The sequence below is a fragment of the Thalassomonas sp. RHCl1 genome (assembly GCF_947387555.1).
GTDB lineage: Bacteria > Pseudomonadota > Gammaproteobacteria > Enterobacterales > Alteromonadaceae > Thalassomonas.
The window spans coordinates 265,847-276,796 of sequence record NZ_CANDNZ010000001.1; the positions used below are offsets into that span (position 1 = coordinate 265,847).

12 protein-coding genes are annotated in these 10,950 nt (G+C 48.9%); 6 read left to right on the forward strand and 6 right to left on the reverse strand.

From position 1 onward, the window contains the following. Positions 1 to 20: 20 nt before the first annotated feature. Positions 21 to 1,343: a hypothetical protein gene (locus tag QL234_RS01245; RefSeq protein ID WP_281556057.1), complete on the reverse strand. Its 1,323-nt coding sequence runs from the start codon at positions 1,341 to 1,343 to the stop codon at positions 21 to 23. A gap of 604 nt (positions 1,344 to 1,947) precedes the next feature. On the opposite strand from QL234_RS01245, the gene QL234_RS01250 reads away from it, so the two are divergent. From QL234_RS01250 to QL234_RS01260, 3 genes are read left to right on the forward strand one after another with little or no spacing between them, the layout of a single operon-like run. Next, on the forward strand, positions 1,948 to 2,202 hold the full coding sequence (locus QL234_RS01250) for an OadG family transporter subunit (protein ID WP_281556058.1): 255 nt from the start codon (positions 1,948 to 1,950) through the stop codon (positions 2,200 to 2,202). A gap of 19 nt (positions 2,203 to 2,221) precedes the next feature. Continuing rightward, a complete protein-coding gene (gene oadA / locus QL234_RS01255) occupies positions 2,222 to 4,015 on the forward strand; it encodes a sodium-extruding oxaloacetate decarboxylase subunit alpha (protein ID WP_281556059.1) in 1,794 nt (597 codons plus the stop codon). 9 nt (positions 4,016 to 4,024) lie between these two features. Next, on the forward strand, positions 4,025 to 5,158 hold the full coding sequence (locus tag QL234_RS01260; RefSeq protein WP_044834676.1) for a sodium ion-translocating decarboxylase subunit beta: 1,134 nt from the start codon (positions 4,025 to 4,027) through the stop codon (positions 5,156 to 5,158). Between the two features lie 126 nt (positions 5,159 to 5,284). Here the strand turns inward: QL234_RS01260 and pdxH are convergent, their stop codons facing one another. The 3 genes from pdxH to QL234_RS01275 form a co-directional block, all read right to left on the reverse strand. After that, positions 5,285 to 5,938: a pyridoxamine 5'-phosphate oxidase gene (gene pdxH, locus QL234_RS01265; protein WP_281556060.1), complete on the reverse strand. Its 654-nt coding sequence runs from the start codon at positions 5,936 to 5,938 to the stop codon at positions 5,285 to 5,287. A gap of 158 nt (positions 5,939 to 6,096) precedes the next feature. Next, entirely contained in the window at positions 6,097 to 7,395 is a 1,299-nt protein-coding gene (locus QL234_RS01270; RefSeq protein ID WP_281556061.1) for an amidohydrolase, read from the reverse strand. Positions 7,396 to 7,528: 133 nt separating this feature from the next. After that, positions 7,529 to 7,702 (reverse strand): hypothetical protein, encoded by a 174-nt coding sequence (locus QL234_RS01275; RefSeq protein WP_281556062.1) that lies wholly within the window; start codon positions 7,700 to 7,702, stop codon positions 7,529 to 7,531. A gap of 335 nt (positions 7,703 to 8,037) precedes the next feature. Here QL234_RS01275 and QL234_RS01280 point away from each other — a divergent pair, with 335 nt between their 5' ends. The 3 genes from QL234_RS01280 to QL234_RS01290 all read left to right on the forward strand — a co-directional run bounded on the left by QL234_RS01280 (position 8,038) and on the right by QL234_RS01290 (position 9,782). Further along, positions 8,038 to 8,496 carry a hypothetical protein gene (locus QL234_RS01280; protein WP_281556063.1) on the forward strand — a complete coding sequence of 153 codons (459 nt, stop codon included), beginning with the start codon at positions 8,038 to 8,040 and terminating at the stop codon, positions 8,494 to 8,496. Positions 8,497 to 8,654: 158 nt separating this feature from the next. Next, positions 8,655 to 8,873 (forward strand): hypothetical protein, encoded by a 219-nt coding sequence (locus QL234_RS01285; protein ID WP_281556064.1) that lies wholly within the window; start codon positions 8,655 to 8,657, stop codon positions 8,871 to 8,873. A 30-nt stretch (positions 8,874 to 8,903) separates the two neighbouring features. Continuing rightward, on the forward strand, positions 8,904 to 9,782 hold the full coding sequence (locus QL234_RS01290) for an NAD(P)-dependent oxidoreductase (protein ID WP_281556065.1): 879 nt from the start codon (positions 8,904 to 8,906) through the stop codon (positions 9,780 to 9,782). A 116-nt stretch (positions 9,783 to 9,898) separates the two neighbouring features. Here the strand turns inward: QL234_RS01290 and QL234_RS01295 are convergent, their stop codons facing one another. Further along, complete coding sequence (locus tag QL234_RS01295) at positions 9,899 to 10,486, reverse strand: cytochrome c3 family protein (RefSeq protein WP_044834682.1); 588 nt, start codon at positions 10,484 to 10,486, stop codon at positions 9,899 to 9,901. Between the two features lie 8 nt (positions 10,487 to 10,494). Beyond that, positions 10,495 to 10,938 carry a nitrate reductase cytochrome c-type subunit gene (locus QL234_RS01300; RefSeq protein ID WP_281556937.1) on the reverse strand — a complete coding sequence of 148 codons (444 nt, stop codon included), beginning with the start codon at positions 10,936 to 10,938 and terminating at the stop codon, positions 10,495 to 10,497. Between the last annotated feature and the right edge of the window lie 12 nt (positions 10,939 to 10,950).

The window sequence follows — 10,950 nt, forward strand, 5'->3', positions numbered from 1 at the left end:
CTGCTTGGTTAATATTGGCACTATTCATATTGACATTGGGGTGCAGGAAACTCGCTGTTTAAGTTATTAAGTAAAGTGTTTAAGTCCATGGCGCTGACCGAGATATGGGCCTCGGGGTGGAGCATGACACCGTGAAAACTTGCCGTCGGCTCCCGGTAGAGGCAGGGGCCGCTGTCGGTTTTTGAAGGTTGCTGCGCCGGGGCAAAGTCAAAGGTTTCTGCCGGACGGGAGCGAAACGGGGCCACGGCATTGCTGGAGAAAGCGGGTTCACCCCAGCCAAAAGCGGCGTGATTATAGAGGGCGGCATAACGCCAGGCATAGTTAAACTGTTGTTGGCTGAAGTTATAACCGCTGGTATTGGTGGTCACGGATAAGATCTGCACCGGCTTAGCGGCAGTGTAACTGCTCTGGTAAGCGATTAATTTACTTTGTTTGCTTGTCAGGGCATCTTGTCCGGCCCAGTCACTGTTTTGGATCACGAAACTTTCACTCAGGTAATAATCTATGCCGTCGGGGGGCGGGTTGCCATTCGGGTTCATCATGATGCCCATATAAGTGTTGGTATTAATGTCTGCACCGAACACATCATCCGGATCCCAGGCATTGACGATTATCTGTAAACCTAACGCCTTGGCATAATTTACCGCGTATGCCTGGCGCGCCCTGTCGGTGCCAAAATCATAACCGTAATCATCCAGGAAAATACCGGCATCGATATGATCATAGCCCTGGAATAATTGTAGCCATAAATCAATGCGCTGCCCGATTTCTGCCTGAGAAAAGTTGTTGGTGCTGCGCCCTAAATCCAGGTAGCCAAAAATACTGATCTTGCTTGTTGTTGATGCCCGCTGCTGGTTTATTTTCGATAAAATGGTGGCGGTATTGAGATGATCGCCATGGCTGGTTAACTCCAGTCCCGCACCGAGTACGAGCAAGTCATAGCGATTGAAATCGGTGGCGACCTTGCTGAGATCCCAAAAGTTTGTGCTGTAGTTAAAGGATGACGGCCAGCCATAATACACCAGCAGGGATTTCGGGGTTGAACCGCTATTGGAGATGCCCGGTTGCTGTTGGACAGCTAGCTGATTAAGGCTGGCTTGCTTTGATTGTGCCGAATTTTTCTCTTGGTAGCTTTTATTGACGGGGGCAGCTGTCAGCTGAGGATTAATAAGGTCGAAGCTGATATTTCTGCTGGCAAATGTCGGCGTCAAACAACTCAGGCCTAATAGGATAATGGCGGCTTTGTATAGTTTGCATAGCAAGCTGCCGAGCTGGGCTTTAACAGCTTCCCTGCTTTTTTTATCAGGTGTTTGACTCGATTTTTTATAAGACAATGCCTTCATGTGATAAGTCCTTTTTCACTGGCCACCGGCATAGACCAAGGCCTGCCGGAGATTTCTTTTCAAACAGTATAGAGAAATTCTGCCATATTGGAATATTTTAGTAGTAAATACCAACTAACAGGCAAGGCCTTGATTTTGGTTTTATGCTACCGGGATAAAATTTCGGCACACAAGGATAATTTTCGGCCAAAAAAGATGCCGGGGTTAAACCTGGCTACAGCCGGGAGCTGGCCTGTTATTTCACCATTTATTAAATAATAATTAACCGTTATCATGAGTCCCGGTGAAAATTTTGGCTGAAAATTGCCGCTTAAGTGTTCAGCTGCTATTCGTTAATATTCCCTGTCTTTGGTTTTTGTATATGGTATACAATATTTATTATTTCCAATAAAATCACCAGATTTAACCAGATATTATTGTATACAATTTTAAGTTATACCATTTTGATAGAATAAATATTTAAAAATAATGAATAAAGACTCGTTTTTGACGTTTTTTATGCTTGACGGATGTTTTTTTTTCTGAAACTGCGAATTCTTATTTGCTTTTTTGTGATTGGAGTGATTATTCTATTTCCTAATTTTTAATCAAAATGGATGGACAGATGGAGCAGCTATTTATAGAAGCAGGCACTCTGATGCTTGCCGGTATGGTGTTTGTTTTTGCTTTTTTAGGCATACTGGTGGTGATTATTTCAACGGTATTGGCCCCGCTGGCAAACAAATATCCGGATACCAAGCCTTCATCTGCGCCGGTAGCCGCCGCAAAAAACGACACTAAAGCCGAGCAGGGAATATCTCCGGCTATCGTTGCGGCAATCACCTCTGCAGTTGTTCGTTACCGCCAACAACACAAATAACGAAATAGGAACATGAAGAATGACTAAACCATTAGGTATTACCGAGGTTGTGTTAAGAGATGGTCACCAATCACTTTTAGCAACACGTTTACGACTTGAAGATATGTTGCCTATCGCATCTAAACTGGATGATATAGGTTACTGGTCAATCGAATCCTGGGGCGGCGCCACCTTTGATTCCTGTATCCGTTATTTGGGGGAAGATCCCTGGGAGCGTATCCGCGCCCTGAAAAAGGCGATGCCGAAAACCAAGCAGCAAATGCTGTTTCGCGGCCAGAATATTTTAGGCTACCGCCATTATGCCGATGATGTGGTGGAAAAGTTTGTTGAACGCGCCCATATCAACGGTATCGATGTCTTCCGTATTTTTGATGCCATGAACGATGTCCGCAACCTGCAGACGGCGGTGAAAGCGGCGGTAAAAGTCGGCGCGCATGCCCAGGGCACCTTAAGTTATACCGAAAGCCCGGTGCATACCCTGGAAGGCTGGCTCACCATGGCCAAACAGCTTGAAGATATGGGGGCGCACTCCTTATGTATTAAAGACATGGCCGGGTTATTAAAACCTTATGACGGCGCCGAGCTGATCAGCCGGTTAAAAGAAACCGTGTCTTTACCTATCGCCCTGCATTGCCATGCTACCACAGGTTTAAGCATCGCCACCCATATGAAGGCGATAGATGCCGATATCGATGTCATTGATACCTCGATTTCTTCCATGAGTATGACTTACGGCCACTCTCCCACGGAGACCTTGGTCTCTATTGTCGAAGGCACAGAGCGCGATACCGGGCTGGACATGGTGAAGCTGGCGGAAGTCGCCGCCTATTTCCGGGAAGTGCGGGAAAAATACGCCCAGTTTGAAGGCAGCCTGAAAGGGGTCGATGCCAGGATCTTACTGGCTCAGGTACCCGGCGGTATGTTAACCAATATGGAAAGCCAGCTGAAAGAGCAGGGGGCTGCGGATCGCCTCGATGAAGTATTAACTGAAATTCCCAAAGTCCGTAAAGACTTAGGTTATATTCCTTTAGTGACGCCAACCTCGCAAATTGTCGGTACCCAGGCGGTGCTGAATGTGCTGACCGGTGAGCGTTATAAGTCTATCACCAAGGAAACTTCCGGGGTGTTAAAAGGCGAATACGGTGCGACCGCAGATAAGGTCAATGCCGAACTCCAGGCCCGGGTGTTAAATGGCGAGCAGGCGATCACTTGCCGCCCCGCCGACTTGCTGTCGCCGGAAATGGATAAGCTGACGGTAGAGCTGGAACAGCTGGCGCAGGAAAAAGGCATTTCCCTGGCATCTGAGGCGGTTGATGACGTGTTAACCTATGCCCTGTTCCCGCAAATCGGACTGAAATTTCTGGAAAACCGCGATAATGCCGATGCCTTTGAGCCTAAACCGAGCATCATCGCCGCCCAGGAAAAAGAAGCGGCACAAAATACGCCAGCAGCCCCGGCAACGGCGGCGGCTGAAAGTTATGCGGTCAGTGTTGACGGTAAAGTGTATGATGTTGTGGTCGGGCCGGGAGGCGCGATCAAGGATATCAGCTATGCCGCCGTCGGTGATGAGGCCATTAAGCAGTCCACTTCGGTCAGCGCCGAAGAAACCTTGAATGCACCGCTGGCGGGCAACATTTTCAAGGTCTTGGTAAAACCGGGGGACAGGGTTGCTGCCAATGATGTCGTGATCATCATGGAAGCGATGAAAATGGAAACCGAGGTTCGTGCGGTGACCGATGGCGAAGTGACTACCCTGCATGCCAAAGAAGGTGATTCGGTTGCCGTTGGTGAAGCCTTACTCAGCCTGGTATAGGAAAAGCCGATGGACTCGTTAAATACTTTATGGTTATCCACCGGTCTGGCCAATTTCGAGCTGGGCCAGGTGATTATGATGCTGGTGGGCTGTGGTTTATTGTTCCTGGCGATAGTGAAAAACTTTGAGCCTTTGTTGCTGGTGCCTATGGGCTTTGGTGCGATTCTGACCAATATCCCGGTGGCGGGTTTTTCCGAAGTCGGCGGCTTGCTGCACTATATCTATTATGCCGGTATCGATACCGGTATCTTCCCGTTGCTCATTTTTATGGGCGTGGGGGCGATGACCGACTTTGGCGCCCTGATCGCTAACCCGAAAACCCTGTTTTTGGGGGCGGCGGCCCAGTTCGGCATCTTCGCGACCTTATTCGGTGCAATAGCCCTAAATGCCATTCCCGGCTTTGAGTTTAGCTTAAAAGATGCTTCGGCTATCGCCATTATCGGCGGCGCCGACGGCCCGACAGCCATCTTCCTGGCCTCGAAACTGGCGCCGGATTTATTGGGGGCGATTGCCGTTGCCGCCTATTCCTATATGGCGCTGGTGCCTATTATTCAGCCGCCGATCATGCGCGCCCTGACCACAGAGCAGGAACGTAAGATAGAAATGTCTCAGCTGCGTCATGTGAGCAAAGTCGAGAAAGTCATTTTCCCGCTGGCGGTGTTGCTGATGACTATTTTCTTTTTACCGGCAGCAACGCCTTTAGTGGGCATGTTCTGTTTAGGCAACCTGATGCGCGAATGTGGTGTGGTAGACAGGTTAAGCGCCACGGCGCAGAATGAACTGATTAACATTGTCACCATATTCTTGGGACTTGGGGTTGGCTCTAAGCTGAGCGCCGATAAGTTCCTCAATGTTGAAACCCTGGGCATCCTGGGCTTAGGGGCGGTTGCCTTTTCTATCGGTACCGCTTCCGGGGTGTTGATGGCCAAGGTGATGAATAAATTGTCCAAAGAGCAGGTTAACCCGTTAATCGGGGCGGCCGGGGTCTCTGCGGTGCCTATGGCGGCGCGGGTGGCCAATAAGGTCGGTTTGGAAGCCAATCCCCATAACTTCCTGCTGATGCATGCCATGGGGCCGAATGTGGCCGGTGTGCTTGGCTCTGCGGTAGCGGCGGGTATTTTACTGGCCTTAGTCGGCGGTTAAGCTGGTGATCGCTTAACGGTATCAGCTGCTCAGCCATGCGTTAAAAGCGGATATACAGGTTTGTATATCCGCTTTTTTATTTAAGAACCGCCGGGTTTTAGACCATGATTGCCGGTTTTTCTCTTTTTAGGGATGCAGTTTAAATTGCTGCCACTGGTCTTCGGCTTTTTCGAAACAAATTCTGTCATGCATGCGGCTGGCGCGCCCTTGCCAGAATTCAATGTATTTGGGTTTTACCCGCCATCCGCCCCAAAACTCAGGGTGAGGTACTTGCTGGCCGGCAAACTTGTCGTTGAAAAACTTAAAGCGGGATGCCAGTTCGTTTTCTTCGCTGATCTTTTTGCTTTGCTTTGAGGCCCAGGCGCCTACCTGGCTACCGCGGTCGCGGCTGTGAAAGTAGTTGGCAGACTCTTCTTGCGTGACTTTTTCCACTTCCCCCTCGATACGGATTTGCCTTTGCAGCACGTTCCAGTGAAACAGCAAGGCCACCTTGTTGTTTTCTTCCAGTACCTGGCTCTTGCGGCTGGCATAGTTGGTATAAAAGACAAAGCCTTTTTCATCAAAAGCTTTCAGCAGCACCATGCGGGAGCTGGGGTAGCCGTCTTTGCTGCAGCTGCTTACCGACATGGCTTCGGGCAGCAAAATACCGGATTTATTGGCATCTTTAAACCAGAGATCAAATAAGGTGATGGGATCGGTATCGGCTGAAATTTCCGGTAATGGCAAAGCAACACCCTGACCAAAGGTGAAAAGACAGCGTAGTTTTTCTAAAAAAGTCATGAATAGAGTCAGTTAACAGCTAAAACGAAAAAACAGGCGGGTATAGTAGCAGCTTTTAACGTAAACCGGAGGGGGGAAGGGGAATTATCTTGGCATATTTTAACAAAAGGCCGGCCCTTGCTTAGGGTAAGGGCTCAGGGCCGGCCTTGAAAGCTAAGTTATTTAGGATTGTGCATATAGTCCAGGGTCAGGTTGGACAGTAAGCGCACGCCGAGTTTCATACCACTTTCGTCGATACGAAATTCCGGGGTATGGTGGTCCGGGGCCTGGGATTTGGGCAGGTTCCTGTCTTTGCCGCCGACAAAGAGGTACAGGCCGGGTACTTCTTCCTGGAAGAAGGAGAAGTCTTCTGCGCCGGTAACGGCTCCGGTCACCTTGGCATTATCTTTTCCTGCGGTGGCTTGCAGCACCGGCAGCATTTTGCGCATTAACGAAGGTTCGTTATAGGTGATGGGGTAACTGTAATCCAGCGGCAGGGTTACTTCGGCGCTGGCATTCATGCTTTTGGCTATGCTGGTGACCTTGTTGTGCACCGCTTTATGGATATGTTGGCGGATATTGGGGTTCAGGGTACGTATGGTACCCACCAGCTCGACTTCACTGGGGATGATGTTGGAGCGGTTGCCGCCGTGGATCATGCCGATAGTGACCACTGCGGCGCTGTCGATCAGTTCGACTTCTCGGCTGACGATGGTTTGCAGTCCCATGATCACCTGGGCGGCGGTAACGATAGGGTCAACGCTGTTCCAGGGGTAGGCGCCGTGGGATTGTTTGCCTTTTATTACGACTTTGAACGGGTCAACTGCCGCCATGATCCCGCCTTCGCGGTAATAAACCGTGCCGACATCCTGATCTGAGCTGATATGCAAACCGAAGATAACATCAACATCAGGGGATTTTAACACCCCTTCCTTTACCATGACTTCAGCACCGCCGGTTTCACCCGCAGGCGCCCCTTCTTCAGCGGGCTGGAAGATGAATTTCACTTTGCCTTTTAACTGATCTTTCATGGTGGTGAGAATTTTTGCCGCCCCCATCAACATGGCGATATGGGTATCGTGGCCGCAGGCGTGCATCACACCAACGTCAAAACCTTCATGGGTGGTGCGTACTTTGGAGGCAAAAGGCAAGTCAACGGATTCCGTGACAGGCAGGGCGTCTATATCGGCGCGCAGGGCAACCACAGGGCCGGGCTTGCCGGAATCAAGCACTGCAACCACCCCGGTTTTAGCAATACCGGTTTGCACTTCCAGCCCGAGGGATTCAAGGTATTTGGCAATGGTTTTTGCGGTTTCAAATTCACGGTTGGATAATTCCGGGTATTGGTGAAAATGGCGGCGCCACTTGATCACATCGCCCTCAACCTGATCCGCCAAGCGATCAACCTGTGTGTTGCTTGCAGATACCGGGGCCGTCAGGCTGCAGCCAAACAATAGGGGTAGCAGGATTTTTTTCATAGCTCTCTTTCTTGTTGTTATCGATGAAAAACTAGCTTACTAAATTCAGCAGCTTTGTGCTAATCGAATAAAGGCGCGCAGGGGCTTTTTTAAGGGGACTTGCGTGGATGGGACTAGGGGCAATGACAGAGTTTTACCAGTCGTCGGTATCATCTAACAGCTCTCTGAGCCTTTGTTGCTCCTTCAGTTCGTCGATGCGCTTGCGTACTTCGCTGTTATGCGCCGCCTGCTCTCCCTGCGGCAGGTCTTTATCATAATCGATCACTTTATTTTTCGGCATAAGGTCTTCGGCTGAAAGATTGGCCATAATTACTCCCTCCCTGGGTCAACATATGTTAAGTAAGATTTTTGCAGAATTTGATTATTGACCCAACACAATTTGAACATAGGCAATATTTTTTGCTTTTTCAAATTTTACTCAAGGCGGACTTAATTATAGGCACTGTGCCGGTGGCAAACCTTTGCTCGTTATCGGTTGCCGGGTTAAGCCTTCTGTGGCAGTTTTTGCCCTGAAATCATGAATTTTAAGCTAAAATGTAGTGAGCGGTGAACCGCTTGTTTTCTGCTATGCAAGGAAATCTTTTAGCAGATAAATCAGAAGGAAGTGTCGTTAGCTGCAAACTTTATCTAAGAGTATTTGCTATGAATGACGTTGAAGGTAATGCCGAAGGTAAGAAAGAGCCCCTGAGCAAACGCATGGGCTTAATCGAAGAGAAACTGAAAAAATATACCCTGATTGGTACCCTGACCGGTGTCCTGCTTGGCGGTGGTGGGGTGTTGGGAGCGGTGCAATGGTTTTACCAGGCGCCGCTGGAGAAAAAAATTAAGACCTATGAGTCGGCTATTGACAGCCTCAAAGGCGTGATTGAGGCGTCCAATAAGGGCGGAGCCAGCAAAGAAGAAACCAGGGCCTTACGCTTGGAGCTGATCGCCTTAGATCGCGACTATCGCAATGCCCTCGGGCTGGTGGCTGAATGTATGGAAATATTGTCAACCAGGGGCATTGATAAGCAATGGCTGCAAAAGGCGGCAAAGCAGCTTAAACAACTTGAACAACAGCGAAAACCCGTGACTGAAGAAAACATATCCCCGGATAAATGATCCTTGAATTTATTGTATAGGCCTGTTTCTCCTTAACTTGTTAAGCTCTTATCTACCCGCTTTATTTTTGTCGGTTCATTTATTTGCTTAGCTTTCCTTTTTGCTGTTAACCTGCCTTTTTCATGGGGAAAATGCCAACAGAGAAGGGGGCAGGAGTAATGGTTATCAAGTTTAATGTTTTCGGCAAGCTGATGTCTGTTCATCGAATAGAACAGCAATGGCAGCTATTTAATGACTCCGATACCGGTATCTCATCACGTGTTTATGATGTTGTGATCCCGCCGGAGCTTACCCCGGATGAGCTCGCCGGGTACCTGGATGATATTTACCATGAATATGCCAATGATAAATCCACCGAAGTTATTCAGTTAACTTAGTCACTTTATTTTTTTTGCAGGTTATTGAATTTGAATATTTTAATCACAGGTAGTGCCGGCAGGGTGGGGCGGGCCATTTATATTCACCTGATGAAAAAGCACAAGGTAACAGGTTTGGATAAAACCCCCTGTTCAACTGCAGATATTGTTGGTGATATCCGTGATCACCAGGTTTTGGAAAAAGCGCTGCGGGGAGTGGATGTAATCGTCCATAGTGCGGCACTACACGCCCCCCATGTCGGCCTGGTGGCCGATGAAGAGTTTGAAACCATCAATGTTAAAGCCACGGAAAAACTGGCGTTATCAGGCTTGCAGGCCGGGGTTAAACATTTTGTTTTTACCAGTACCACCGCGCTTTACGGTAAAGCGTCAACCCCGAAAGACACGGCGGGCTGGATAGATGAAACGGTCACACCTGAGCCGAAAAGCATTTATCACAGATCTAAGCTTGAGGCGGAAAAACTGCTGGAAAATATTTCGCATTTATTTGCGCTGCCGGTAACTGTACTGCAAATGTCACGCTGTTTTCCTGAACCGGCAGATTTAATGGCGATGTACCGCCTAACCAGGGGCATAGATGCCAGGGATGTCGCCCGTGCCCATGGCTGTGCCATAGAAAAACGCCTGCCGGGTTTTAACCGCTTTATTGTCTCGGGTAAGACCCCTTTTAATCGAAACTTGTGTGAGCGCTTATTTACTGATGCCGCCGGGGTGATAGCTGAATATGCACCGGCACTGGCGGGGGATTTTTCCCGCCGGGGCTGGCCTTTGCCTTTAAGCCTTGACCGGGTCTATGATGCCGGTTTGGCGCAGCAAATGCTGGGTTGGCAGAGCGAGCATGGTTACTCAAGTGTGCTGGAGATGCTGGATAATGAAGTGGCGGAAGTGCTGCCGGTAGGCCATCGTTAATTATTTTTAAAGTGCTTCCTTGTCTGAAGTTTGCTGTTATGCCCCTTTGTTTAAAACAAAAAAAAGCACCTGATGGGAGACAGGTGCTTTTGGCTTCAGAAAACAGGTAATAGTGTTTACCAGCCTTCAACTCCTTTCATGTCAGGCAGGTGATGGGCAATGCCTTTATGACAGTCAATACAGGTTTTTTCACCGCTGGCGAGCGAGGTGGAATGCTGTTTTGCCGCCCGCTGGCTTTGACTGGTGAAATCCATGTAGTCAAAGTTGTGGCAGTTACGGCATTCCAGTGAGTCGTTGGCCTTGAGGCGTCGCCACTCATTTTCCGCTAAGCGTTTACGATGGGCGAGAAACTTCTCCCGGGTATTAATGGTACCGAAAATCTTGCCCCAGACTTCTTTTGAAGCCTGCATCTTACGGGCGATTTTATCGGTCCATTTATGGGGCACATGACAATCAGGACAGGTGGCCCGTACACCGGAGCGGTTGGTAAAATGTATCGTGGTTTTTAATTCCTCATAAACATTGTTTTCCATTTCATGACAGGAAATACAAAACTCTTCGGTATTGGTGAGTTCCAGGGCGGTGTTAAAGCCCCCCCAGAAGATCACACCGGCAATAAATCCCCCGATAACCAAAGCACCTAAGCTGTAATAACCACTGGGCTTTTTCAGGGTTTGCCAGCCAATTTTTATGATGTTTTTCATGGCAGCCTCTACTTCTGTGCTAGTGATTTTTGCTTCATGATAGCGTGCATATCCACGAACTCGTTTTCAACCACAGGTTTAGTATCGAGCTGGGTGACATGGCACTGGTTACAGAAATAGCGGCGTGGTGATATTTCCGCCAAAAAGTTACCGTCGCGATCCATAAAGTGGGTGACGCTGACCATAGGGGCCTGCGACTCTTCGGTGCGCTGGCGGCTATGGCAGGACATACACTTATTGGTATTGAGGTTAACCTCATAGTTACGGATTTTGTGCGGGATCACCGGCGGCTGCATCGGGTAATTACGCGCCTGTTTGATATCGCTGTTGATCACCTTAGGGATAATGCCGGGTTTCTTTTGCTGGTCTATGCTGGTTTTTTCCCGCAAAGTGGCGACTTCACCCGGCGCAGCCCAGCTTGCGGTTACGGGTAGCAAAACAGATAACAGCATGCCAATTTTTAT

Coding starts and splice junctions, on each gene's coding strand:
- QL234_RS01275 (WP_281556062.1), bottom strand. CDS start 7,702: ATGGCCAATCTTTCAGCCGAAGACCTTATGCCGAAAAATAAAGTGATC.
- oadA (WP_281556059.1), top strand. CDS start 2,222: ATGACTAAACCATTAGGTATTACCGAGGTTGTGTTAAGAGATGGTCAC.
- QL234_RS01300 (WP_281556937.1), bottom strand. CDS start 10,938: ATGCTGTTATCTGTTTTGCTACCCGTAACCGCAAGCTGGGCTGCGCCG.
- pdxH (WP_281556060.1), bottom strand. CDS start 5,938: ATGACTTTTTTAGAAAAACTACGCTGTCTTTTCACCTTTGGTCAGGGT.
- QL234_RS01285 (WP_281556064.1), top strand. CDS start 8,655: ATGGTTATCAAGTTTAATGTTTTCGGCAAGCTGATGTCTGTTCATCGA.
- QL234_RS01250 (WP_281556058.1), top strand. CDS start 1,948: ATGGAGCAGCTATTTATAGAAGCAGGCACTCTGATGCTTGCCGGTATG.
- QL234_RS01245 (WP_281556057.1), bottom strand. CDS start 1,343: ATGAAGGCATTGTCTTATAAAAAATCGAGTCAAACACCTGATAAAAAA.
- QL234_RS01260 (WP_044834676.1), top strand. CDS start 4,025: ATGGACTCGTTAAATACTTTATGGTTATCCACCGGTCTGGCCAATTTC.
- QL234_RS01295 (WP_044834682.1), bottom strand. CDS start 10,486: ATGAAAAACATCATAAAAATTGGCTGGCAAACCCTGAAAAAGCCCAGT.
- QL234_RS01280 (WP_281556063.1), top strand. CDS start 8,038: ATGAATGACGTTGAAGGTAATGCCGAAGGTAAGAAAGAGCCCCTGAGC.
- QL234_RS01270 (WP_281556061.1), bottom strand. CDS start 7,395: ATGAAAAAAATCCTGCTACCCCTATTGTTTGGCTGCAGCCTGACGGCC.